Genomic DNA, 22777 nt, shown 5'->3' on the forward strand with positions numbered 1-22777 from the left:
AGAGGAGATCATCCCATGTCCAATGAACAGGCCCCCGGATGGGTCGTGCCCGTGATGCGCTTCGGATATTCCGCGCGCGGGGTCGTTTACATCATCGTCGGCGGGCTCGCCGTGCTGGCCGCCTGGCGCGGCGGCAGCGCCGAGGGCACCACGGGCGCGCTCCAGACCCTCAAGGGCGAACCCTGGGGCTATGCCGCGCTCTGGATCATCGCCATCGGGCTCTTCGCCTATGCCGTCTGGCGGCTGATCGACGCCTGGATGGACCTCGAGAATTACGGCACCGACATGAAGGGCATCGTCGCCCGGACCGGCCAGACGGTCACCGGCCTGATCCACGCCGCGCTCGGCGTCGGCACGATCCGCATGGCCATGGGCGACAGCTCGGGCTCGGGTGACGGCGGCGGGACCCAGAGCCTCGCCTCCCGGGTGCTGGCCATGGAGGGCGGTGCGATCATCATGATGATCCTCGGCGTGATCACCATGGGTGCGGGCATCTACTACGGCTACAAGGCCTATGCGGAGAAGTACAAGGAACACCTCCGCGGCACCTCCACGACGGAGAAGCTGGACCCGGCGATCAAGGCCGGCCTCGTCGCCCACGGGATCGTCATCGTGCTGATCGGCACCTTCCTCTTCTACGCCGGCCAGAACACCGACCCCGGACAGGCCGGCGGCATCGGCGCGGCGTTCGATACGGTGCGCGCCCAGCCCTTCGGCCGCATCCTGCTGGGCCTTCTCGGCCTCGGCATGCTCGGCTTCGCGCTCTACTGCTTCGTCGAGGCGATCTACCGCGTGGTGCCCCGCGTGGCGGGCGACAGCGTGACCACGCTCGCCTCGAAGGCCAAGTCCCGGGCCGAGGGCGAGGCGCGCCGCGCCGCCGCCCGGATGCCCTGAGGCAGGCGGCCGTCTCGGGGGGCGAAATGCCCTGCCCCTCTGGACCCTCGTGCCCATCACCGCTAATCACCCACGCAAGGAAGGCGGCCCCCCACCGGGGCCGCCGTTGCGCGACGGTGACAGGACATGCCCGATCTTCTGATCGAACTCTTCTCCGAGGAAATCCCGGCCCGGATGCAGGCCGACGCGGCCGAGGCGCTGAAGAAGCGCGTCACCGACGGTCTCGTCGAGGCGGGTCTCACCTATGCCGGCGCGCAGGCCTTCCACACGCCGCGCCGCCTGACCCTCGCGCTCGAGGGCCTCTTGGCCGAAAGCCCCACCACCCGCGAGGAACGCCGCGGCCCCCGCACGGACGCGCCCGAGAAGGCGGTCGAGGGCTTCCTGCGCGGCGCGGGCCTGACCCGCGACCAGCTGACCGAGCGCGAGGAGAAGAAGGGCACCTTCTTCTTCGCCGTGATCGAGAAGCAGGGCCGCCCGGCCGCCGAGATCGTGGCCGAGGTGCTCGAAACCACGATCCGCACTTTCCCCTGGCCCAAGTCGATGAGATGGGGCACCGGCACCCTCCGCTGGGTCCGCCCGCTGCATTCGATCCTCTGCCTCATGACCACCGAGGCCGGTTCCGAGGTGGTCCCGCTCGACATCGACGGCATCACCGCCGGTGACAGCACCCGCGGCCATCGCTTCATGGCCCCAGCCCGCTTTTCCGTAACCGGTTTCGAGGATTACGCCGCGAAGCTCAAGCGCGCCCATGTCGTGCTGGATGCCGCCGAGCGCGCCGATCACATCTGGAACGACGCCACCAACGCCGCCTTTGCCGCCGGGCTCGAGGTCGTCGAGGACAGGGGCCTGCTCTCCGAGGTCGCGGGCCTCGTCGAATGGCCCGTCGTGCTCATGGGCGAGATCGGGGCCGACTTCCTCGACCTGCCGCCCGAGGTGCTGCAGACCTCGATGAAGGAGCACCAGAAGTTCTTCTCGGTGAAGAACCCGAGCACGGGGCGCATCGAACGCTTCGTCACCGTCGCCAACCGCGAGACCGCGGACAACGGCGCGACCGTTCTGGCGGGCAACCGCAAGGTCCTCGCCGCGCGGCTGTCGGACGCGAAGTTCTTCTGGGAAAACGACCTGCGGGTGGCCAGGGCCGAGAAGATGCAGCCCTGGCTCGACCAGCTCGAGAACGTGACCTTCCACGCCAAGCTCGGCTCCCAGGCCGACCGCATCCGCCGCATCGCGGCGCTCGCCCGCGAGATCGCCCCCCATGTCGGCGCCGACCCCGACATGGCGGCGCAGGCCGCCCGCGTCGCCAAGGCCGACCTGTCGTCCGAGATGGTCTACGAATTCCCCGAACTACAGGGCCTCATGGGCCGCTACTACAGCGAGGCCGCCGGGCTGGCGCCCGAGATCGCCGCCGCCTGCGAGGAACATTACTCGCCGCTCGGGCCTTCGGATGACGTGCCGGAAGCGCCCGTCTCGGTCGCCGTGGCGCTGGCCGACAAGCTCGACACGCTGACGGGGTTCTGGGCGATCGACGAGAAGCCGACCGGGTCGAAGGACCCCTACGCGCTGCGGCGCGCGGCGCTTGGGGTGATCCGGTTGGTGCAGAACAACGCTCTTCGCCTGCATCTCGGCAATCTGATTGACAAACAAAATGTTCGACGCGAGACGGCGCTGCCGCCCATAGACGAAACCGCTCTTGCCGATCACTTTAGGATAGTGAAAGCCTCACATGATCTAACCGAAGCCGATAATAAAGCGATCGCCGACCGGATAGCGGACGCCCCCTCGGAACAGGAAAGCAAGATCACGGATGATTCCGTTGATATCAGGGCCGACCTCCTCGCCTTCCTCCACGACCGCCTCAAGGTCCACCTCCGCGACGCCGGGATCCGCCACGACGTGATCGACGCCTGCCTCGCCATGCCCGGCAATGACGATCTCACGCTGCTGGTGAAACGCGCCGAGGCGCTCTCCGCCTTCCTCGCGACCTCCGACGGCGAGAACCTCGTCCAGGGCTACAAGCGCGCCAACAACATCCTCACCCAGGCCGAGCAGAAGGACGGCGTCGCCTACGAGTTCGGCGCCGACCGGAAGTTCGCCGAGACCGACGAGGAACGCGCCCTCTTCGACGCGCTCGAGACCGCCAGGCCGCAGATCGACGCCGCCGTGGAAGCGGAGGACTTCTCCGCCGCCATGACCGCCATGGCCGCCCTCCGCGCCCCGATCGACGCCTTCTTCGAGGCCGTCCAGGTGAACGCCGACAACCAGGTCGTCCGCCGCAACCGGCTCAACATGCTGCACACGATCCGCGAGACCTGCCTGAAGGCCGCCGATCTCACGAAGCTCGAAGGCTGACCCGCTTTCCCCTGGTCCCGTATCCCGGGGGGTGAATTGCACGGGCCTGCCCGTGCAAGAGGGGGGCAGCGCCCCCCTCCGTCGCGACGGGCGCAGCCCGGCGCAACTCAGGCGCGCCAGAAATTCACCGTCAGGATGGCATAGACCACCATCAGCTCCAGCCGCCCGATGAACATCGCGATCGCCAGCAGCCATTTCGCGGCATCGTTCAGCGGCGCGAAATTCCCCGCCGGGCCGATCGTGTCGCCCAGGCCCGGCCCGATGTTGGCCAGCGCCGTCGCCGCCCCCGAGAGCGCGGTGACGAAGTCGAGCCCGGTCATCGCCAGCAGCACCGAGAGCACCCCCAGCGTCACCACGAAGAAGACGAAGAAGGTCATCACCGAGGACAGCACATCCTCCGCGATCGGCCGCCCGTCGTAGCGCGCCGTGACGATCGCGTGGGGGGCGTGGATCCGGCGGGTCTGCGCGCGGATCGAGGCGAAGAGGATCTGGTATCGGAAGATCTTCACCGAACAGGCGGTGGAGCCCGCGCAGCCCCCGATCAGCCCGATGAAGAAGAAGATCGTGATCACGAAGGCGCCCCAGGACATGTAGTCCACGCTGGCATATCCGGTGCCGGTGATGATCGAGGTGATGTTGAAGAGCGCCTCGCGCAGGCTCTTCTCCCAATGGTGCGGGAAGATGTGCAGAAGCGCCACGAAGACCACCGCGACGAGCACCCCGATGGTCCAGAGGAAGGCCCGCGCCTGGCTGTCGCGGAAGATCGCTCCGTGGCTGCCGTTCAGCATCTGCACGTAGCGCACGAAGGGCAGCGCCGCGAGGATCATGAAGAGCGAGGCCACGTATTCCATCGGCCCCGAGAAGGCCCCGAAAGAGGCGTCCCGGGTCGAGAACCCGCCCGTCGAGACCGTCGTCAGCGCATGCACCGTCGCGTCGAAGGCCCCCATGCCGAGCGCGAAGTAGCAGATCGCGCAGGCCAGCGTCAGCCCGACGTAGATGACCGAGATCTGCGCCGCGATCGCCCCCGCCCGCGGCAGGATCTTCCCCATGGTCTCGAAGGCCTCGGAGCGGAAGATCTGCATCCCGCCGACCCGGAGCTCGGGCAGGAAGACCATGGCGACGACGATGATCCCGATGCCCCCCAGCCATTGCAGGATGCCGCGCCAGAGCAGGATCCCGCGCGGCAGGGTGTCGAGCCCCACGAAGACGGTGGAGCCGGTGGTGGTCAGGCCCGACATCGCCTCGAAGAAGGCGTCGACGATCCGCGCGTCGGTGGCCCCCAGCACGAAGGGAATCGCCCCGAAAAGCGGCAGCACGACCCAGACCAGCGAGGTGAGCAGGAAGGTCTGCTGGATCGTCAGCCCCTCGGGCACCCCGTTGGCACAGGAGAGCGCCGTGATGCCGCCGCAGAGAATGGTGATGATGGCCGCCTCGAGGAAGACATGCCATTCGCCCCGGCCCTCGGCCAGGTCCACCGCCATCGGCAGCAGCATGGTGACGCCGAGAACGGCGGTCAGCAGCCCGATGACATATCCGACGGGGCGCAGGTCAAACATGAACGGCAGGCTTGGCCGGGGGGTGAGCGTCTGTCAAGCGGCGGTGCCCTTGGCTGGCGGCGGAGGGGGGCTGTCTGCCCCCCGACTGGCCTGACGGCCAGTCCCCCCCCGAGGATACATGGACCAGAGGAAAGCGGGGTCAGGCGGGCTGGAGAGAGAGGCCGCCGATCTCCTCGATCAGGCGGAGGATCTCGGGCACGCCCTCGCCCGTCTTCAGGTTGGTGAAGACGAAGGGCCGGCCCGCCCTCTGGGCGCGCGCGTCACGCTCCATGACCGAGAGGTCGGCGCCGACATGGGGCGCGAGGTCGGTCTTGTTGATGACGAGGATGTCGGAGCGGGTGATCGCAGGCCCGCCCTTGCGGGGGATCTCCTCTCCGGCGGCGACGTCGATCACGTAGATCGTCATGTCGGCGAGTTCCGGCGAGAAGGTGGCCGAGAGGTTGTCGCCCCCCGATTCCACCAGCACGAGGTCGAGACCCGGGAACCGCGCGTTGAGCTGCGCGATGGCGTCGAGGTTGATCGAGGCGTCCTCGCGGATCGCCGTGTGCGGGCAGCCCCCGGTCTCGACCCCCATGATCCGGTCGGCCGACAGCGCCTGCATCCGCACCAGCGCCTCGGCGTCCTCCTGCGTGTAGATGTCGTTCGTCACCACCGCGATCGAATGGCTGTCGCGCAACGCCCGCGCGAGGGCGGCGGTGAGGGTCGTCTTGCCCGCACCCACGGGGCCGCCGAGGCCGATCCGCAGGGGGCCGTTCGGGGATTGGCTCATGTGACGTCTCCGATCCGTTCGATCAGTTGCAGATGCATCCGGCCGGGGCCGATCTCCGAGGTGCCGATGCGCCAGAGGCCCTTGCTTTCCGTCGCCCGCGGGTCGTCGCGCCCGTCCGGCATCACCTGCCGCACCCAGACGATCCGCCCCGGAGCGAGCGCGCTGCGCCAGCCCTCGTGGTCCTCGCCCATCCACCAATCGGCGCCGCCCTCCTCGGCCCGCGCCTCGTAGGTCGGGCCGCTCTCGGCCTGCCAGTCGAAGGCGCCGGCCTCGCGGTCCGGCAGGATCGGCACCGGGTCGGTGCCCAGGCGTGCGATCGACGTGGTGCTCGTGGCGCGGGCGAACCACGACCCTCGGTAGAGATGTGCCAGCTTGAAGAAATCACTCATGACCGGAACAGACGTGTCCCCTGACTTTCGTGCCGCATCGACGCAAGATCGATCATCGGCACCGCACCCCCGATCCCTTCAGCATCGCCCGGCTCCGCCTCCCGTGCAAGGCGTTCGATCGCGGGCGACGCAAGGGCAAGCACGCGCTGGCCCTCGGTCTGGCCGAGCGGGACGAGGCGGATGGCGGCGGAGGTCAGGTTGGCGGCGAAGGCCTGCAGGAAGAGGCGCAGCGTCAGCGAGAGCGGCAGGTCCATGAGCCGCGCCGCGCGTCCGACGACCACCGGGTAGGCCGCCCGAGGCAGGGCGATGTCGTGCAGGGCGGCGGCGGTGGCGGCGAAGGCGCGGCCCTGGGAGAGCGTCTCTTCCCTCCGCTCGGCGGAGGGGGCGAGCGCGGCGGCCAATGCGGCGATCTCCTCGAGCGCCCTGCCCTCGGCCCGGTAGGCGGCGGCGAGCAGGATCGCGTCGTTGCGCCCCGACCCGTGGGCCAGGACCGTATCGAGCCAGTCTGCGAAGCTGGCGGCATCATGGACACGGGCGGCGTGGACCTCCCATTCGAGGCCGTGCGACCATGCGAAGGCGCCCACCGGGAAGGCGGGCGAGAGCCATTGGTGCAGGATCAGCGCGGGGTCAGTGGTGGTGGTCATGGTCGTGGCCATGCCCGTGCCCGTGGTCATGCGCGTGGGATTGGTGGCGATGCGGCCCGCCCTCGGCCTCGCCATGGCTGTGGCCATGGGTGCGGCCCTGTCCGTAGGCGCCGCCCTCGGGACGGAAGGGCGCTGTCACGGCCGTCACGCTGGCACCGAGGCGGTGGAGCATGTCCTCCATCACCCGGTCGGCGCGGATGCGGAGCGCGTCGGCGCTGATCTCGCAGGGGGTGTGGCGGTTGCCGATATGCCAGGCAAGGCGCGGCAGGTCGGGGCCCGTCACCTCGGTCAGTGGCTCGGGCGCGGCTTCGACCGTGACGAGGCGCCCGTCCTCGCAGACCAGCGCGTCGCCCTCGTCGAGCGAAACGGTCTGGTCGAGATCCACCAGCACCCGCGCGCCGGAGGTCGTCGCCAGCACCTTGCGGCGCAGGAAGCGCGCGTCGTAATCGAGCCGCACGCTGTCATCGGCATCGCGGCCGTGGCCTGCGCGCAGGATCTCGCGGGCGGGGATCGGGGGAGCGGCGCTCATCGCGCCGCCCCCGGGGTCGCATCCGGGATCAGATGTAGAAGAGGTCGCGGAAGACGTGGGCCGGGATCTCTTCGCGCTTGATGCCGCGCTTTGCCAGCTCGTCGTCCGAAAGCGCGTTCAGCTGGTGGATCTGGCTGATGCGCGAGCGGCTTTCGACATAGGCGTTGAAGCCCCGGCCGAGCCCGGCGAGGAAGTTGTCGAAGCGGGCGCGGAGGCCGGATGCGTTGGAAATCGTGGATGCGTGTGCCATTGGAAACCTCGTTCGGTCTGTGTTCGCGTCTCCCTTGGCACTCAAGATAAGTCAGCGAGGCTTCCCTAACCACCGACAATGGGGAAACCCCGCCATGCGCATGCTGCAATGCGGCGAAAATCCGGGCAGTTTGTGAAGAAGCGGTCATGGCAGGTCTCAGAACAGGAAGTAGCGCTGCGCCATCGGCAGCTCGCCCGCGGGCTCGCAGGTCAGCAGCTCTCCGTCGGCCCGCACCTCGTAGGTCTCGGGATTCACTTCGATTTCCGGCGTCGCGCTGTTGAGGATCAGGTCCCGCTTGCCGATGTTGCGGGTGTTCAGAACCGCCACCGTCTGCTTCGCGAGGCCCAGCGAGGCGCCGATCCCCTCGGCCTGTGCAGCCGCAGAAACGAAGGTCACGGCGGAGTTCTCGACCGCGCGTCCATAGGCGCCGAACATGGGTCGCGTGTAGACCGGTTGCGGCGTCGGGATCGAGGCGTTCGGGTCACCCATCTGGGCGCAGACGATCGACCCGCCGATCAGCACCATCTCGGGCTTCACGCCGAAGAAGGCCGGGTTCCAGAGCACGAGGTCGGCGCGCTTGCCCTCCTCGATGGAGCCGATCTGGTGCGACAGCCCATGCGCGATGGCCGGGTTGATCGTGTATTTCGCGATGTAGCGGCGGACCCGGAAATTGTCATTGTCGCCCTGCTCTTCCGGCAGGCGCCCGCGCTGCTTCTTCATCTTGTCGGCGGTCTGCCAGGTGCGGATCAGCACCTCGCCGACGCGGCCCATGGCCTGGGAGTCGCTCGCGATGATCGAGAAGGCGCCCATGTCGTGCAGGATGTCCTCGGCGGCGATGGTCTCGCGCCGGATGCGGCTTTCGGCGAAGGCCACGTCCTCGGGGATCGACTTGTCGAGGTGGTGGCAGACCATGAGCATGTCGAGATGCTCGTCCAGCGTGTTGACGGTGAAGGGCCGGGTCGGGTTGGTCGAGGACGGCAGGACATGCTCCTCGCCGCAGATCCTGATGATGTCGGGCGCATGGCCGCCGCCCGCTCCTTCCGTGTGGAAGGCGTGGATGGTGCGGCCCTTCATCGCCTTCACGGTGTTCTCGACGAAGCCGCTCTCGTTCAGCGTGTCGGTGTGGATCATCACCTGCACGTCGTAATCGTCGGCGACCGACAGGCAGCAATCGATGGCGCCGGGGGTCGTGCCCCAGTCCTCGTGCAGCTTGAGCGCGCAGGCACCGGCCTTGATCTGCTCCTCGAGCGCCGCCGGAAGCGAGGCGTTGCCCTTGCCCGCGAAGGCGAGGTTCATCGGGAAGGCATCCGCCGCCTGCAGCATCCGGCCAAGGTGCCACGGCCCCGGCGTCACGGTGGTCGCGAGCGTCCCATGCGCGGGGCCGGTCCCGCCGCCGAGCATCGTGGTCAGGCCGGAATGGAGCGCATCCTCGATCTGCTGGGGGCAGATGAAGTGGATGTGGCTGTCGAAACCGCCGGCCGTGAGGATCCTGCCCTCGCCCGCGATCACCTCGGACCCGGGGCCCACGACGATGTCGACGCCCGGCTGGGTGTCCGGGTTGCCGGCCTTGCCGATCTTGTGGATGCGCCCGTCGCGCAGGCCCACGTCGGCCTTGTAGATGCCGGTGTGGTCGACGATCAGCGCATTGGTGATGACCGTGTCCACGGCGCCGTCGGCGCGGGTGGCCTGGCTCTGCCCCATGCCGTCGCGGATCACCTTGCCGCCGCCGAATTTCACCTCTTCGCCGTAGAGCGGACCGTTCGTGCTGCGCCCGCCCATGGCCGCGCGTTCGGCGGTCAGGTCGCGTTCGACCTCGATGATGAGGTCGGTGTCGGCCAGACGCAGGCGGTCGCCGGTCGTCGGGCCGAACATCGCAGCGTAATCGGCGCGGGAGATATGGGTGGGCATGGGGGGTCAGTCCTGTTGGAAGTCGTCGCTCTGGTCAGTCCGGGGTGCCGGGCATGGCCGGGGGCTTGGAGGGCTTGCGGCGGGCCCGCTTGCCGGCCTGGGCAAGCGCGGGGCGTGCCGCCTCGGGCGTCACGGGCCGGGGCGTGTCGGAAACCAGCTTCGGCCTGGCGCGCGGCCCGGGACGAGAGGCGTGCGGCTTCGGTGCGGGCCGGATGCGGGTCGTGCGCTTCGGTGCGGGCCGCTCCAGTTCGAGCCCGACGCAGGCCAGCAGGAACGGGTTCGGCTGCATCATCATGCGCGTCATCTCGGTCGCCAGCCGGATCTGGCGCTCGGCCAGCACGCCGTAGAACCGGATCATCCGCGCGGGCAGCGCGGCAAAGGTGTCGTGGTCGGTCAACGCTTTGCCTTTCCTCGCGGCGGCCGGGGCTCAGAGCTCGCCCATCACCGCCTGGTTGAAGCCATAGATGCGGCGCGCGCCCGAGACCGGGATCAGCTGCACCTCGCGCCGCTGGCCCGGCTCGAACCGGACCGCGGTGCCCGCCGCGATGTCGAGCCGCATGCCCCGCGCCGCGACCCGGTCGAAATCGAGCGCCGGGTTCGCCTCGGCGAAGTGGTAATGCGAGCCGACCTGCACCGGACGGTCGCCGGTATTGGCGACCATGAGCGTGATCGCCTCGCGGCCCGCGTTCAGCTCCAGCGTGCCCTCGGCCGGGAAAAGCTCACCAGGGATCACGGCGCTTCGCCTCCACCCTGACCGGGACGGGACGGCGCACCGGGGCCGGGAGCAGGCCCAGTCGGATCGCCAGTTCTCTGAGGTGTTCGAGCATCTTGCGCCCCCTTCCTACCGTATCGGATTATGAACGGTGACCAGCTTGGTCCCGTCCGGGAATGTCGCCTCGACCTGGACCTCGTGGATCATCTCGGGGACACCCTCCATGCATTGCTCGGCCGTGATGACCTGCGCGCCCGCCTCCATCATGTCGGCGACCGAACGCCCGTCGCGCGCGCCCTCGACCACCGCGTCGGTGATCAGCGCGATGGCTTCGGGGTGGTTCAGCTTCACCCCCCGGGCGAGCCGCTTCCGGGCCACCTCGGCGGCCATCGAAATCAGCAGCTTGTCTTTTTCTCTCGGCGTCAATTGCATGTCAGAGCATCCACGGTCTTGGTATGTCGCCGCCCGCGAGCAGGCGGATCGCCGGGATCAGGCTGCGCCTGAGCGCAAAGCCGTCCTCGGCCAGTATCCGGGCAAAGAGAACACCGGGGCGGATCTCGCTGCAAGCCCCCTGCGGGCCGATCGCCGCGCGCAGAGGGGCCGCCATGTCCCCGGCGTGGGGCCGGACGAGGAGCAGCGAGGCCATGGCCCGCGCGCCATCCGCAACGCCCGGCCGGCAGAGCAGCGCATCGATATCGCCGTCCATTCGCAGGGTGTCTGCAAAGACCAGCTCCCCGCCCCGCCGGATGCGCCAGCGGTCCTCGAGCCGGGCGTCGTGGACCCGTTCGTTCATCGCGGCGCGGCCGAAGATCAGCGGCTCCACGGCAAGGAAGCTCGCGGTCTCGTCAAGCTCGGCATCGATCCGGCGTTCCAGCGCGGCGCCTTCGAAGACGATGGTCTCCTGCGGCAGCCAGTGCAGCGTCGCCCCCGCGCCCGCCGCCAGACGCGTCGCGACCCGCCCGACCTCTCCCGGCTGCGCGCGGTAGATGCGTTCCGCCGCCTGGCTGGTGAGCGTCAGGCTTGCGCCCGGTTCGGCCTCGGCCCGGAGCGAGAAGCGGTCGCCCCCGGTCACGCCGCCGCCGGTGTTCAGGAACACGGCCTTCAGGGCGGCGCCCGAGCCGTGCGGAAACAGCGCCTTGAGCGAGCCCTGCTGGCGCAGCGCACCGATCCGGCTCTGCCCGCCGCGCAGGCGCGCCGACAGGACAAGCTCTCCCTGCGCGCGGGGCTGGCGCGGCAGAGCGGGCCGGGTCAGGTCTTGGGCAGCGGCGTTGATGTCAGAATCCTCCGTCGGATCGAGACTAGGCGGATTCTCGGCCCGAGGGGGAGGCAAAAGAAACGCCGCGCCCTTTCGGGGACGCGGCGGAAACAGGCGTTTGCCTGAAATTTCATCGCTGCCCGGGACTAGCCCGGATGATGCAGCGTGGCGAAGAGCTTGGGGTCGAGGCTCTGGGAGGCGAAGGTCGGCCCTTCCGTCAGGATCGAGACGGCATCATGAGAATGCAGGCTCTCCTGGTGGCTGGCCACGACGCGGAAATCGCCGATCCTCGGATCGTCCGAGAGCTGTTCGGAGAAGAGCCGCGCGGCGTCCTCCACGAAGATCGGATTGGCGGCGTTCAGTTCCGCGAAGGCCTGTTCGTCCTCGCGCTTGACCATCACCTGCGTCTCGGTCGGGACAGCGGCCCGCGCCATGTCGATCAGGTCCTCGAACCAGACCCGGTCGCCCGGCTTCAGAACCGCCGAGAGCCGCGCGACGGAGCGCTGCGAATGCGGCGTCGCAAGCTGCCCGCGGGTGCGGCGGGCGTGTTCCGACAGCTCCAGCGAGCACGGGCATGTGGAGGAATAGACATAGTCGAGATGCACGATCTTCAGACGCTCGCCCGCCTGCTCCACCAGTTCGAGCGCGATGTCGTAATACTGGTAGCCCTCGAGCCCGGAGCGCAGGCTTTCGCGCCGCACCGGGTAGGAGAAGCGCATCTGGATCCGTGCGTCGAGGCTTTGAAGGTCGGTCTTGTAATCGTCGAGCGCCGCTTCGATCACGCTGAACGAAAAGGTCTTCTCGGCGTGGGCATAGAAGCTCCGCATGATGCGGGACATGTTGATGCCCTTCTTGTCGGCCTCAAGGCTGACCGTCCCGGTGACCGAGCTTTCCAGCGTCATCTCGCCCCCGGCGCGGGTGCGGAAGCGGATCGGCAGGCGGAAGTTCGAGATGCCGACATGCTGGAGCGGCAGCCGCGCGCCGCGGATCAGCGAGGCGGGGCCGTTCTGGAGATCGGGCAGAGAGGCGCGATAGGCGGCATCCGCCCTGAACTGATGGGGATACTCGCGCGAGAGCGTCGGGTAGCCGTCGTCGTTCGGCAGCAGCCGCGCCACCGCGGCATCGAGCGCCACGATCTCGGCATCGCTGGCCGTTTCGGCCCAGAGCCTGAGCCGGTCCAGCGCCTCGCGCGCCTGCTGGCTGTCGGGCCGCTGCGCCATGTCCTTCTGGTGAATGTTCATCGACCGTCCCTTCCTCGGACCCGAGCCTGATATAATCACTCGGGCCCGGGTTTTCCAATTCCGATACGTCATACGCCGGAAGCGACGCGCCGGATCAGCTCAGGCCTGGTCGAGCGCCTGTTCCAGGTCCGCGATCAGGTCGGTGACGTCCTCGAGCCCGACCGAGAGCCGCACGAGACCCGGCCCGATGCCCAGCACGTCCTTCTGATCCTGCGGCAGTCGCTGGTGCGTGGTCGTCGCGGGATGGGTGACGATCGACTTCGCATCGGCGAAGTTGTTGGAAATGGTGAAGAGTTCCAATGCGTTGAAGAAGCGGAAACAGGCCTCCTTGCCGCCGTTCACGTCGAAGGCGATGACCGTCCCGCCCGAGGGTGACTGCGTCATCGCGACGGCGTGCTGCGGGTGGCTCGGCAGCTGCGGGTAGCGCACCTTTCCCACCTTGGGATGCGTTTCGAGCCATTCGGCGATCTGCAAGGCGCCGGCGGCCTGTGCGCGGACGCGCAAATCCAGCGTGTCGAGCGATTTCAGGTGCGTCCACGCGGCGAACGGGTTCATCGCGCCGCCGGTGTGCTTCACGTAGGTCTCGATGGGGCCGCGGATCAGCTCCTGCGAGCCGCAGATGATGCCGCCCAGCATCCGCCCCTGCCCGTCCACGTGCTTGGTCGTCGACACCACGCAGAGGTCCGCGCCGCATTGCTTCGAATAGGCGAAGACCGGTGTCGCCATGGCGTCGTCGACCACCACCAGCGCACCGACCGCATGGGCGCGCTCGCAGACGTGGCGCAGGTCCACGACCTCGAGCGTCGGGTTCGAGATGCCTTCGAGGAAGACGAGCGTCGTGCCCTCGGTGATCGCCGCGTCCCAGGCGGCGTTGTCGGTGCCGTCGACCAGCGTGATCTCGACCCCGAAGCGCGCCAGCACCTGTTCCAGGACATAGAGGCACGAGCCGAAGAGCGCGCGGGAGGCCACGACCCTGTCGCCGCCCTTCAGCAGCGCCATCAGCGCACCGTTCACGGCCGCCATGCCCGAGGCGCAGGCGAACCCGTCCTCGTAGCCGATGACCTGCGCCATGCGGTTCTCGAACATCCGCACGGTGGGATTGCCGTAGCGGGCATAGATGAATTCGTCGGGCCCGGTCTCGATGAACCGCGCCTCGGCGGCCTCGGCCGTGTCGTAGACGAAGCCCTGGGTGAGGAAGATCGCCTCGCTCACCTCGCCGTATTGGGACCGGCGGATGCCGCCATGCACCAGTTGGGTGCGCTTTTTCCAGTTGTCGCTCATGTCAGCCTCTCCCGGGCCTTCCGCCCAAACAAAAACCCCCAGACGCAGGTCACGCGAATGGGGGTCCCGTTCGATGACCTCTTTAGCGGAGTGTTTAACGTGGCCCGCAATCCGGTAACAAATCGCCACGCCGCCAGATAGGGCAAGCCGCCTTGGGGCGTCAAGGCCGATCCGGTGGCGCGCGGGCCCGTGTCCCAAGCGCATCGTCACCAGGCTGTCACGGTGCATTCACCTATATTTTGCAGGCCCCGGCCAAGTTGCCCCCAGATGCTGCGGAATGGGGCCCGAGATGGCGGTTCTGAGGATCAATGCGGGCTCGGCGGGTCTTTCACTGCATGACAGTCCTGCGCCGCTCACACCGGTGCTGACGGCGGCGCTGGACGGACATGCTCCCATCGTGGTGATGGTGCACGGTTTCAAGTTCGACCCGGGCCATCCGGAGCATTGCCCGCACGATCACATCCTGTCCTGCCGGCTCACGCCGCGCAATCCCCGCGCGCTCAGCTGGCCGCGGGGTCTGGGCCTGAGCGGCACGGGCGGACCGCTCGGCATCGCCTTCGGCTGGCGGTCGGGCTTCCGCATCGGGCCCGCCTACCACGGGGCCGAGGCAGCCGGCGCGGCGCTGGCCGCGCTGATCCTGCGTCTGCGCCGGATCGCGCCGCACCGGCCGGTGCGCGCGATCGCGCATTCGCTGGGCGCGCGGGTGGTGCTCTCGGCCCTGCCGCATCTGACGGCGGGCGATCTCGACCGCGCGGTCCTGCTGTCGCCCGCCGAGTTCGCAGGCCCCGCCGCGGCCCGGCTCGCCAGCCCCGCCGGGCGCGCGGCCGAACTGCTGGCCGTCACGAGCGGCGAGAACCTGGTGTTCGACCGCCTGCTCGAGGCGGCGATCCCCTTCGGCTGGCGGGACCGGGCGCTCGGGCGGGCCGGGCTTCCGGGGCTGGCGACGCTGCGGCTGGACGATGCGGCGACGCTGACCGCGCTCGCCCGGCTCGGTCATCCCGTCGCGCCGCCCGACCGCCGCGTCTGCCACTGGTCGAGCTACCTGCGGCCGGGCGTCTTCGACCTCTACCGCGCGCTTCTGCTGGACACCGAGGGGCCCAGCCCCGCCGCGCTGCGCGCCGCCCTGCCCGCCCCCGGCCCCGGCCCGCGGCGCCGCGGCGTCGCCGGGTGGTCCTTGCCAGTGGCGGGGAATGCGCCATGATGACCGCGCAGAGGAGGACAGACATGGCCGATCCGATAGAGCTCTATTACTGGCCCACCCCGAACGGATGGAAGGTCTCCATCTGCCTCGAGGAGATGGGCCTGCCCTACAACGTGACCCTCGTGAACATCGGCAAGGGCGACCAGTTCGACCCTGCCTTCCTGAAGATATCGCCCAACAACCGGATGCCCGCGATCACCGATCCGCAAGGCCCGGACGGCAGGCCGATCTCGATCTTCGAATCCGGCGCCATCCTGCAATACCTCGCCCGCAAGACCGGCACCTTCTGCGGCCCGACCCAGCGGGACCGGATCGCCGTGGACCAGTGGCTGATGTGGCAGATGGGCGGCCTCGGCCCGATGGCCGGTCAGGCGCATCACTTCCTCGCCTATGCGCCGAACATGGACCCACCGAACGACCTGCCCTACGCCAAGGACCGCTACCGCAACGAGGTCTCGCGCCTGCACCGGGTGCTCGACACGCAGCTCGCGGAGAACGAATACGTGGCGGGGGACTTCTACTCGATCGCCGACATGGCGATCTGGCCCTGGGCGATGCTCTGGGAAAAGCAGGAGCAGGACCTCGGCGACAAGCCGAACCTGCGCCGCTGGCTCGATCTCGTGGGCGGGCGCCCGGCGGTCCAGACCGGCCAGCAGCTCCATATCGACAAGCGGAACGCGCCGCGGGGCAAGGAGTCCCAGAGCATCCTCTTCGGCCAGAAGGGCTGAGCGGACCGCGGAAGGCGGGGCCTGCGCTCAGGCCCCGCCGTCTTCCTTCTTCTCGATCCCGTGCTCCTGGAACAGCTTGCCCTGCGTCATGAAGAAGGCGAAGAGCGCGGCGGTCAGGCCGAAGGTCTTGAACCAGACCCAGGCCTCGGTGCTCTGGGTGCGCCAGACCAGCTCGTTCAGCGCGGCGAGGATCAGGAAGAAGGCGCAGACCCGCTTCGTCAGCTTCATCCAGCCCGCGTCATCCAGCGGCACGGCCTCTTCCATCACCAGCTTCAGCCAGCTCTGCCCCCTGAGCAGGCCGATGCCGAGCAGCCCGCCGAAGATCAGGTAGATCAGCGTGGGCTTCATCTTGAAGAACCGGTCGTCGTTCAGCCAGACCGAGAGCCCGCCGAAGACCGTGATCAGCACCGCCGTCACGATCTGCATCTTCGACAGCTTGCCCGTCAGGCGCCACAGGATGCCGGTGCAGATCAGGATCAGCGGGATGAAGCCCGCGGTCACGACGATGAAGCCCTCGTACTCGCGCCCGCCGATGATGAAGGTGCGGTCCTTCAGCAGCAGATAGGCGGCGAAGAAGGCGACGATCGGGCCCAGTTCCAGCGCGGGTTTCACCCATCCCGGCAGGGTCTTCGGGTTGTTCATGCTCAGCCTCCAAGCTCCACCACGACCGCGCCGAACGCGATCATCACCATCAGCGCCACCCGGCGCGGACCCACACTCTCCTTCAGGACCAGCCAGCCGATCAATGCGGCAAAGACGGTCGAGGTCTCGCGCAATACAGCCGCCTCCCCCACCTTGTCGAGCCGCGTCGCCAGCATGACCGTGCCGAAGGAGCCCCAGCCGATCACCGCGCCCGTGACGCCGAGCCGCACGAGATCGCGCAGCGGCGGCTTGTAGGGGGTGGCCTTCCAGCGCCAGGCGGCGATCAGCGGCATGTCCACGGCGCAGAGGACGAAGAACCACGCGAGATAGGTGAAGGGGTCCTCGGTCCCGCGGATCGCATAGGCGCCCCAGGTCGTGTAGGCGGCGGTGGCAAGGCCCGTCGCCACCGCCAGCCAGAGCGCCGGGACCAGCCGGTCGCGCCCCACCGAGACGTGGCGCAGGTTGTAGACCGCAAGGCCCAGGATGCCGCCCATCAGGATCCCCACCCCGGCCCATTGCATCGGCGTGAAGGTCTCGCCGATCAGCAGCCAGGCCCCGATCACGGTGAAGAACGGGCCCGAGCCGCGGACCACCGGGTAGACCACGGTATAGGCCGCCCGGGTATAGGCCAGCGCCAGCAGCCACTTGTAGGCGAACATGAAGGGCATGGTGCCGATCACCAGCGCCCATTCCCGGCCCTGCGGCAGCGGCACGAGGAAGAGCGCGATCGGCAGCGTCAGCACGATGAAGGCCGCGTCGATCGCCCCGCGCGACAGCCACGGATCGACCCGGCCCTTCTGGATCGCGCCGAGGAAGGCGTGCAGGAGGGCCGCCGTCAGGGCGAGGACGAGAGCCAGCTGATGGCCCGCCGCCGTCCCCTCGAGGGCGCGAATCGCCTCGCTCATGTCGCCAGCCCCCGCGACAGGCGGAAACCCCCGCGGTCAGAATGCGTTAGCCATGAAAACGAGGCACACATGGACGAACTGATACGTGAATTCACCGCCCCGCCGATACCGGGGCACGGCTGGGGCATCGTGGTCCTGAGACTGGCCGTGGGCATCGTGCTGGGCGGCATGATCGGCTGGGAGCGCGAATCGAGCCAGAAGCACGCCGGCCTGCGGACGCATGTCATGATCTCCCTGGCGGCCTGTCTCTTCGGGCTGATCACGCTGGCGATAATGCTCTCGCCGATCGGGGACGACGACAGCATCCGCAAGGATCCCATCCGCCTGATCGAGGCGGTCACCGCGGGCGTCGCCTTCCTGGCCGCGGGCACGATCTTCACCCGCGGCGGCGACGTGAAGGGGCTGACCACCGGCGCCGGGATGTGGCTGGCCGGGGCGGTCGGCGTGGCCTGCGGCCTCGGGCACCTCGGCCTCGCGGTGGTGGCGACCGTGCTCGGGCTGACGGTGCTGCGGATCTTCAAGGCGCTCGAGGTGGGGCGCCCGGACGACGGCTGACGCGCGCCTGCCCGGATCATGCCGGGCGGGCCCTGCGGCCGGCGGGCCCCGGCGTGTCACAGCGCGAGGCGGGGGTCACGTCAGGCCTCGGCGCCGGTGAGCGCGCGGGCGAAATCCTCGGGGTCGAAGGGGGCGAGGTCGTCGATCTGCTCGCCAACCCCGATGGCGTGGATCGGCAGGCCGAACTTGTCTGCCAGCGCCACCAGGACGCCGCCCTTGGCGGTCCCGTCGAGCTTGGTCATCACGAGGCCCGAGACATCGGCGAGCTTGCGGAAGGTCTCCACCTGGCTCAGCGCGTTCTGGCCGGTGGTGGCATCGAGCACCAGCAGGGTGTTGTGCGGGGCCGAGGGGTCCTTCTTGCGGATCACCCGGACGATCTTGGCCAGCTCCTCCATCAGGTCCTGACGGTTCTGCAGGCGCCCGGCCGTGTCGATCATCAGGAGGTCGGCGCCCTCGGCTTCGGCGCGGGTCATCGCGTCGAAGGCGAGGCTCGCCGGGTCGGTCCCCTGATCGGCCTTCATCACCGGCACGCCGGCGCGATCGCCCCAGACCTGGAGCTGTTCGACCGCCGCGGCCCGGAACGTGTCGCCCGCGGCGATGATGACCTTCTTGCCGGCAGCGTTGAACTGCGAGGCGAGCTTGCCGATGGTCGTGGTCTTGCCCGAGCCGTTCACGCCCACCACCAGCACCACCTGCGGCTTCCTGGGATAGAGCGGCATCGGCCGCGCCACGGGCTCCATGATGCGCGAGATCTCCGCGGCCAGCAGGCCCTTGATCTCGGCCACCGACATCCGGCGCCCCATCCGCCCCTCGGCGAGGTTCGAGGTCACGCGGAGCGCGGTGTCCACGCCCATGTCCGCCGCGATGAGCAGCTCCTCGAGCTGCTCCACCATGTCGTCGTCGAGCGCCCGGCGCACGACGGGGGCGGCGGGCGCGCGGGCCGGCGCCTCCTCGCGGCCGAAGAGCCGGCCGAGGAAGCCGGTGGTCCGGCCCGGATTGCCCGGGTTCGTCGGGATCTCGTTCGGGGTGCCGGTCGGGATCTCCTGCGGCAGATCGGGCGCGGGCGCCTCCTGCGGGGCGGGGGCCGGCACGAAGTCGGGCGGCGAGGCCGGGACCTCCTCGGGGCCCGGCGCGGGAATGTCCGGGCCGGGGGTCGGGCCGGGATCGTTCGGCGGCACCTCGTCCGGGCGCGGCGCGGGATCGGGCTCGGGCGCGGGCGGAACCGGCGTCGGTTCGGGCTCGGGCTGGGGATCGGGGGGCTGCGGGACCGGATCGGGCTCGGCCGGGGGCGTGATGTCGGGGCCGGGCGTGCCGGGCGTCTCCGGATCGGCGCTGCCGCCCTCTTCCACGATCGCGTCGAGTCCCTCCTCGATCTTCGAGGAGGACTTGAAGAGGCGGTCCTTGAGTTTCGAGAAAAACGCCATTGCAGGCTTCTCCTATGTCAGTGCAATTCACCTAGTGCGGAATGGTCCGGGATGGAAGGCCACCCGGCCCGCCGCAGTTCCCGCCCTGCCGCGAGATCTTCGCCTTTGCGCCCGAAATTGTCCGGATTCGCCCGGCATTGACGGATCCGGGGCAAACCGGGCAGAAACAGGCAAAAGGATCAGGTTCATGGCCGCATTCACCGTGGCATCGCTCATGCCGCTGCCGCTGCTTCTGATGGCGGCCTGCCTGGGCGGGCCCTGGGACTGGGTCGCGCTGCTCTACCTGACCGTCTTCACCGCCGTGATGGACAAGCTCGTCCCGCGGGCCTGGCGCAACCGCAACCCGCAGGCGGAGTTTCCCGCCTCCAAGGGGCTGAGCCAGTTCCTCGGGATCGCGCATCTGTGGATGATGGCCGCCGCGCTCTACTGGATCGGCGGGCCGACCGGCGCGGACGGCATGGACGCGGTGGTGGCGGGCCTGGCCTTCGCCACGTGGTTCGGACAGGTCGGCCATCCGAACGCGCACGAGCTCGTCCACAGCCCCGAGCGCGAGGCGCGCAAGCTCGGGCGGCTGGTCTATACCTCGCTGCTCTTCGGACACCACGCCTCGGCCCATCCCAAGGTCCACCACCGCCACGTCGCCACGCCGCTCGATCCCGCGACCGCGCGGCCCGGCGAAGGCTTCTGGCGCTACGCGCCCCGCGCCTGGATCGGCAGTTTCCGCGCCGGTCTCGCCGCCGAGCGGGCGGACCTGCGCCGCGCGGGACGCCCGGCCCTCGCCAATCCCTACATCGGCTACGTGCTGGGCGCGGCGGCCATGATCGCGCTGGCCTGGGCGCTGGCGGGGGGATCCGGGATCGTCGCGCTCCTCGGGATGTGCGGCATGGCGCAGGCGCAGGTCCTGCTGTCGGATTACGTGCAGCATTACGGGCTGGAACGCGCGCGGCTGGAGGACGGACGTTACGAACCGGTGGGGCCGCAGCATTCCTGGAACTCGCCGCACGCGATGACCGGCGCCTCCATGCTCAACGCGCCGCGCCATTCGGACCACCACATGCATCCGATGCGCCCCTTCCCCGCGCTCCAGCTCGACCGCGACACGATGCCGATCCTGCCCTATGCGCTGCCGATCATGGCCTGCATCGCGCTTGTCCCGCGGCTCTGGCGGCGGGTGATGGACCGCCGGCTGCCGGACTGGGCCCCCGACGAGGTCGCGCCGGGCTACCCCGGTCTCTACGGCGACCCGGCCGAGTGATCCTCACGGCTTTTGTCATTGGAATCCGGCGCGCGCATGCGCCATGATCGCGCCATGAAACGGATCGCGACCTTCCTCCTTCTCTGCGCGGCAAGCCCGCTGATGGCGCTCGACGGCCCGATGTCGGGGGCCGAGTTCGACAGCTATTCCCGCGGCAAGACCTTCTATTACGGGGCCGACGGGGCGGCCTACGGGGTCGAGAAATACATGGACGACCGGCGGGTGCGCTGGTCCTTCCTGGACGGCAATTGCAAGGAGGGCCGCTGGTACGAGGAAGCCGGCGGGCTGATCTGCTTCGTCTACGAGGACACGCCCGGCGAGCCGCAATGCTGGAGCTTCTACCTCGGGGCCGGCGGCCTCGTCGCACGGTTCGAGAACGACCCGGGCCGGACCGAGCTCTACGAGGTCGAGAATTCCACCGACGAGATGATGTGCAAGGGGCCCGAGGTGGGCGTCTGACCTCTGGCGGCGGATCGCATCGCCGCCCCGCCGCCGGAGGGCGGCAGAGGATGGCACGGGGGCTCTGCCCCCCGCCGCCGGAGGGCGGTAGAGGATGGCACGGGGGCTCTGCCCCCCGCCGCCGGAGGGCGGCAGAGGATTGCACGGGGGCTCTGCCCCCCGCCGCCGGAAGGCGGCAAAGCATGGTTGGGGGCTCTGCCCCCGTCGCCCTGCGGGCGACTCCCCCGGGATACATGGACCAGAGGAAGGCAGGGGGTGGCTCAGAAGAGCGAGCCCTGCTCCGGCTTGTCGGTGGATTTCGCCCGCGACGGCGCGGTGCCGCCGATCCTGAGGCGGCCGTCGGCGAACTGGATCTCGAGGGCGCCCGCGGCCTCGGCCTCGGTCCTGCGGGTGAGCAGGTGTCCCGCGGTGTCGCGGACCACGGCGTAGCCGCGTTCGAGGGTGGCCTCGTAGCCCAGGGACCGCAACAGGCGGTCGGTCGCGTCGAGCCGGTCCTGCGCCCTGGCGATGCGGGCCTCGCCAAGCGCCTTGAGGCGGGCGGCGTGGCGGTCGAGTTCGCGGCGCTTGCGGGCAATGTCCTGCGAGATCGGCTCGACCCGGAGGCGGCGGGCGGTGGCGGCGAGCGCCTCCTCCTTGCGCTGGCGCGCGCGGGCGAGGCCCGGGACGAGACGCCCGGCGCGGTCCTCGAGCCGGTCCTGCGCGCGGTCGATCCGGGCGCGGAGCACGCCGGGGCGGAGACTGCCCGACACCTCCGAGAGCAGGACCCGGCGGCGCTGGACGCCGCCCTTGAGCGCGGCGGGAAGGCGGTCGGACCAGACATCGAGCCTCTGGCGCGGACCGTCGAGGAGCGTCTCCGGCCGGGGGAGCGCGCGGGCGAGATCGCGGAGGCGCTGGCCGCGCAGGGTCACCATCTGGGTCTCGGCCCGGATCAGGCGGCCGGCGGTGCCCTCGAGCCAGGCCATCAGCTCGACCCGGACCGGCACGGCGCGCTCGGCCGCGCCCGTGGGCGTGGGCGCACGGTAATCCGAGACGTAATCGATCAGCGTGGTGTCCGTCTCGTGCCCCACGGCCGAGATCAGGGGAATGTCGGAGGCCGCGGCGGCGCGGGCGACGCTTTCCTCGTTGAAGCCCCAGAGGTCCTCGATCGAGCCGCCGCCCCGGGCGACGATCAGCAGGTCGGGCCGCGGCAGCGCGCCGCCCGGGGTGAAGCGGTTGAAACCCTCGATCGCGCGGACCACCTCGGGCGCGCAGTTCTGGCCCTGCACCGCGACGGGCCAGATCAGCACCTTCCGGGGGAAGCGGTCGCGCAGCCGGTGGAGGATGTCGCGGATCACCGCGCCCGAGGGCGAGGTCACGACGCCGATGACCTCGGGCAGGAAGGGCAGCGGGCGCTTGCGTCCGGTCGCGAAGAGCCCCTCGGCCTCGAGCTTCTTCTTCCGCGCCTCGAGCATCGCCATCAGGGCGCCCGCCCCCGCGGGTTCGACCGATTCGACGTTGAGCTGGTACTTGGATTGCGGCCCGAAGGTGGTCATCCGCCCGGTGACGATGACCTCCATGCCTTCCTCGGGCTTGTGGCGGAACTTCGACACCTGCCCCTTCCAGGAGACGCAGGCGATCACCGAGCGGTCGTCCTTCAGGTCGAAATACATGTGCCCGGTGCGGGCGACGACGACACGGCCGACCTCGCCGCGGACGCGGACGTGGGAGAACTCGCCCTCGATCAGCCGCTTTACCGCGCCGGTGATGTCCGAGACGGTGAATTCCGGCGTGTTGCCCTGTGCGTCGTCCTCGAAAAGCTCCACCCTGGCGTCCCCTTGCTGCTCCGGGACCA

General features: G+C 69.4%; 24 protein-coding genes and 1 riboswitch. Of the genes, 7 read left to right on the top strand and 17 right to left on the bottom strand.

Going from position 1 to position 22777, the window contains the following annotated elements:
* Positions 1-15: 15 nt before the first annotated feature.
* Together Q344_RS0107380 and glyS are read left to right on the top strand one after the other, a co-directional pair.
* Positions 16-894 carry a DUF1206 domain-containing protein gene (locus tag Q344_RS0107380; protein WP_028286123.1) on the top strand — a complete coding sequence of 293 codons (879 nt, stop codon included), beginning with the start codon at positions 16-18 and terminating at the stop codon, positions 892-894.
* 126 nt (positions 895-1020) lie between these two features.
* Positions 1021-3243, top strand: coding sequence for a glycine--tRNA ligase subunit beta (gene glyS / locus Q344_RS0107385; RefSeq protein WP_028286124.1), 2223 nt, complete (start codon positions 1021-1023; stop codon positions 3241-3243).
* Positions 3244-3350: 107 nt separating this feature from the next.
* Here the strand turns inward: glyS and Q344_RS0107390 are convergent, their stop codons facing one another.
* The 13 genes from Q344_RS0107390 to Q344_RS0107450 all read right to left on the bottom strand — a co-directional run bounded on the left by Q344_RS0107390 (position 3351) and on the right by Q344_RS0107450 (position 13777).
* On the bottom strand, positions 3351-4799 hold the full coding sequence (locus Q344_RS0107390; RefSeq protein ID WP_028286125.1) for a TrkH family potassium uptake protein: 1449 nt from the start codon (positions 4797-4799) through the stop codon (positions 3351-3353).
* Between the two features lie 139 nt (positions 4800-4938).
* The gene (ureG, locus tag Q344_RS0107395; protein WP_028286126.1) at positions 4939-5568 is read right to left on the bottom strand and encodes an urease accessory protein UreG; all 630 of its coding nucleotides are present in this window, start codon (positions 5566-5568) and stop codon (positions 4939-4941) included.
* Positions 5565-5957, bottom strand: a complete 393-nt coding sequence (locus Q344_RS0107400; RefSeq protein ID WP_028286127.1) for a hypothetical protein — start codon at positions 5955-5957, stop codon at positions 5565-5567. The genes ureG and Q344_RS0107400 overlap by 4 nt, the downstream gene beginning before the upstream one ends.
* Positions 5954-6601: an urease accessory protein UreF gene (locus Q344_RS0107405; RefSeq protein WP_028286128.1), complete on the bottom strand. Its 648-nt coding sequence runs from the start codon at positions 6599-6601 to the stop codon at positions 5954-5956. The genes Q344_RS0107400 and Q344_RS0107405 overlap by 4 nt, the downstream gene beginning before the upstream one ends.
* Positions 6585-7130, bottom strand: a complete 546-nt coding sequence (locus Q344_RS0107410) for an urease accessory protein UreE (protein ID WP_028286129.1) — start codon at positions 7128-7130, stop codon at positions 6585-6587. The genes Q344_RS0107405 and Q344_RS0107410 overlap by 17 nt, the downstream gene beginning before the upstream one ends.
* 28 nt (positions 7131-7158) lie before the next feature.
* Positions 7159-7380, bottom strand: coding sequence for a DUF1127 domain-containing protein (locus tag Q344_RS0107415; protein ID WP_028286130.1), 222 nt, complete (start codon positions 7378-7380; stop codon positions 7159-7161).
* A gap of 156 nt (positions 7381-7536) precedes the next feature.
* Complete coding sequence (ureC, locus tag Q344_RS0107420; protein WP_028286131.1) at positions 7537-9288, bottom strand: urease subunit alpha; 1752 nt, start codon at positions 9286-9288, stop codon at positions 7537-7539.
* 34 nt (positions 9289-9322) lie between these two features.
* On the bottom strand, positions 9323-9685 hold the full coding sequence (locus Q344_RS0107425) for a hypothetical protein (RefSeq protein ID WP_028286132.1): 363 nt from the start codon (positions 9683-9685) through the stop codon (positions 9323-9325).
* A 30-nt stretch (positions 9686-9715) separates the two neighbouring features.
* Complete coding sequence (locus Q344_RS0107430) at positions 9716-10021, bottom strand: urease subunit beta (RefSeq protein WP_028286133.1); 306 nt, start codon at positions 10019-10021, stop codon at positions 9716-9718.
* A 108-nt stretch (positions 10022-10129) separates the two neighbouring features.
* Entirely contained in the window at positions 10130-10432 is a 303-nt protein-coding gene (locus Q344_RS0107435) for an urease subunit gamma (RefSeq protein ID WP_028286134.1), read from the bottom strand.
* Position 10433: 1 nt separating this feature from the next.
* A complete protein-coding gene (locus Q344_RS0107440; protein WP_229669147.1) occupies positions 10434-11330 on the bottom strand; it encodes an urease accessory protein UreD in 897 nt (298 codons plus the stop codon).
* 71 nt (positions 11331-11401) lie between these two features.
* Entirely contained in the window at positions 11402-12496 is a 1095-nt protein-coding gene (gene folE2, locus Q344_RS0107445; RefSeq protein WP_028286136.1) for a GTP cyclohydrolase FolE2, read from the bottom strand.
* Between the two features lie 99 nt (positions 12497-12595).
* Positions 12596-13777, bottom strand: coding sequence for a trans-sulfuration enzyme family protein (locus Q344_RS0107450; RefSeq protein WP_028286137.1), 1182 nt, complete (start codon positions 13775-13777; stop codon positions 12596-12598).
* Between the two features lie 61 nt (positions 13778-13838).
* A riboswitch (SAM riboswitch) is annotated at positions 13839-13916 on the bottom strand.
* A gap of 150 nt (positions 13917-14066) precedes the next feature.
* Here Q344_RS0107450 and Q344_RS23360 point away from each other — a divergent pair.
* A complete protein-coding gene (locus Q344_RS23360) occupies positions 14067-14978 on the top strand; it encodes an alpha/beta hydrolase (RefSeq protein WP_156954645.1) in 912 nt (303 codons plus the stop codon).
* 23 nt (positions 14979-15001) lie between these two features.
* On the top strand, positions 15002-15706 hold the full coding sequence (locus tag Q344_RS0107460; protein ID WP_028286138.1) for a glutathione S-transferase N-terminal domain-containing protein: 705 nt from the start codon (positions 15002-15004) through the stop codon (positions 15704-15706).
* A gap of 27 nt (positions 15707-15733) precedes the next feature.
* On the opposite strand, the gene Q344_RS0107465 is transcribed toward Q344_RS0107460, so the two are convergent.
* Positions 15734-16348 (bottom strand): inner membrane-spanning protein YciB, encoded by a 615-nt coding sequence (locus Q344_RS0107465; RefSeq protein WP_028286139.1) that lies wholly within the window; start codon positions 16346-16348, stop codon positions 15734-15736.
* Positions 16349-16350: 2 nt separating this feature from the next.
* Complete coding sequence (locus Q344_RS0107470; RefSeq protein WP_028286140.1) at positions 16351-17253, bottom strand: DMT family transporter; 903 nt, start codon at positions 17251-17253, stop codon at positions 16351-16353.
* A gap of 69 nt (positions 17254-17322) precedes the next feature.
* Here Q344_RS0107470 and Q344_RS0107475 point away from each other — a divergent pair, with 69 nt between their 5' ends.
* A complete protein-coding gene (locus Q344_RS0107475) occupies positions 17323-17808 on the top strand; it encodes an MgtC/SapB family protein (protein WP_028286141.1) in 486 nt (161 codons plus the stop codon).
* An 80-nt stretch (positions 17809-17888) separates the two neighbouring features.
* Here the strand turns inward: Q344_RS0107475 and ftsY are convergent, their stop codons facing one another.
* Positions 17889-19232, bottom strand: coding sequence for a signal recognition particle-docking protein FtsY (gene ftsY, locus Q344_RS0107480; protein WP_028286142.1), 1344 nt, complete (start codon positions 19230-19232; stop codon positions 17889-17891).
* A 187-nt stretch (positions 19233-19419) separates the two neighbouring features.
* Between ftsY and Q344_RS23365 the strand changes: the two genes are divergently transcribed.
* Complete coding sequence (locus Q344_RS23365; protein WP_051630373.1) at positions 19420-20487, top strand: alkane 1-monooxygenase; 1068 nt, start codon at positions 19420-19422, stop codon at positions 20485-20487.
* A gap of 54 nt (positions 20488-20541) precedes the next feature.
* A complete protein-coding gene (locus Q344_RS0107490; protein ID WP_028286143.1) occupies positions 20542-20946 on the top strand; it encodes a hypothetical protein in 405 nt (134 codons plus the stop codon).
* Between the two features lie 260 nt (positions 20947-21206).
* On the opposite strand, the gene xseA is transcribed toward Q344_RS0107490, so the two are convergent.
* On the bottom strand, positions 21207-22748 hold the full coding sequence (xseA, locus tag Q344_RS0107495; protein WP_028286144.1) for an exodeoxyribonuclease VII large subunit: 1542 nt from the start codon (positions 22746-22748) through the stop codon (positions 21207-21209).
* Positions 22749-22777: the final 29 nt, after the last annotated feature.

The organism is Pseudooceanicola nanhaiensis DSM 18065 (assembly GCF_000688295.1).
GTDB lineage: Bacteria > Pseudomonadota > Alphaproteobacteria > Rhodobacterales > Rhodobacteraceae > Pseudooceanicola > Pseudooceanicola nanhaiensis.

Excerpts from the sequence above, each read along its gene's own strand:
- Q344_RS0107410 (WP_028286129.1), bottom strand. The coding sequence starts at position 7,130 with ATGAGCGCCGCTCCCCCGATCCCCGCCCGCGAGATCCTGCGCGCAGGC.
- Q344_RS0107405 (WP_028286128.1), bottom strand. The coding sequence starts at position 6,601 with ATGACCACCACCACTGACCCCGCGCTGATCCTGCACCAATGGCTCTCG.
- ureC (WP_028286131.1), bottom strand. The coding sequence starts at position 9,288 with ATGCCCACCCATATCTCCCGCGCCGATTACGCTGCGATGTTCGGCCCG.
- Q344_RS0107490 (WP_028286143.1), top strand. The coding sequence starts at position 20,542 with ATGAAACGGATCGCGACCTTCCTCCTTCTCTGCGCGGCAAGCCCGCTG.
- Q344_RS0107450 (WP_028286137.1), bottom strand. The coding sequence starts at position 13,777 with ATGAGCGACAACTGGAAAAAGCGCACCCAACTGGTGCATGGCGGCATC.
- ureG (WP_028286126.1), bottom strand. The coding sequence starts at position 5,568 with ATGAGCCAATCCCCGAACGGCCCCCTGCGGATCGGCCTCGGCGGCCCC.
- Q344_RS0107380 (WP_028286123.1), top strand. The coding sequence starts at position 16 with ATGTCCAATGAACAGGCCCCCGGATGGGTCGTGCCCGTGATGCGCTTC.
- Q344_RS0107435 (WP_028286134.1), bottom strand. The coding sequence starts at position 10,432 with ATGCAATTGACGCCGAGAGAAAAAGACAAGCTGCTGATTTCGATGGCC.
- Q344_RS0107470 (WP_028286140.1), bottom strand. The coding sequence starts at position 17,253 with ATGAGCGAGGCGATTCGCGCCCTCGAGGGGACGGCGGCGGGCCATCAG.
- Q344_RS0107460 (WP_028286138.1), top strand. The coding sequence starts at position 15,002 with ATGGCCGATCCGATAGAGCTCTATTACTGGCCCACCCCGAACGGATGG.
- folE2 (WP_028286136.1), bottom strand. The coding sequence starts at position 12,496 with ATGAACATTCACCAGAAGGACATGGCGCAGCGGCCCGACAGCCAGCAG.
- ftsY (WP_028286142.1), bottom strand. The coding sequence starts at position 19,232 with ATGGCGTTTTTCTCGAAACTCAAGGACCGCCTCTTCAAGTCCTCCTCG.
- Q344_RS23365 (WP_051630373.1), top strand. The coding sequence starts at position 19,420 with ATGGCCGCATTCACCGTGGCATCGCTCATGCCGCTGCCGCTGCTTCTG.
- Q344_RS23360 (WP_156954645.1), top strand. The coding sequence starts at position 14,067 with ATGGCGGTTCTGAGGATCAATGCGGGCTCGGCGGGTCTTTCACTGCAT.
- Q344_RS0107465 (WP_028286139.1), bottom strand. The coding sequence starts at position 16,348 with ATGAACAACCCGAAGACCCTGCCGGGATGGGTGAAACCCGCGCTGGAA.
- Q344_RS0107415 (WP_028286130.1), bottom strand. The coding sequence starts at position 7,380 with ATGGCACACGCATCCACGATTTCCAACGCATCCGGCCTCCGCGCCCGC.
- glyS (WP_028286124.1), top strand. The coding sequence starts at position 1,021 with ATGCCCGATCTTCTGATCGAACTCTTCTCCGAGGAAATCCCGGCCCGG.
- Q344_RS0107475 (WP_028286141.1), top strand. The coding sequence starts at position 17,323 with ATGGACGAACTGATACGTGAATTCACCGCCCCGCCGATACCGGGGCAC.
- Q344_RS0107400 (WP_028286127.1), bottom strand. The coding sequence starts at position 5,957 with ATGAGTGATTTCTTCAAGCTGGCACATCTCTACCGAGGGTCGTGGTTC.
- Q344_RS0107390 (WP_028286125.1), bottom strand. The coding sequence starts at position 4,799 with ATGTTTGACCTGCGCCCCGTCGGATATGTCATCGGGCTGCTGACCGCC.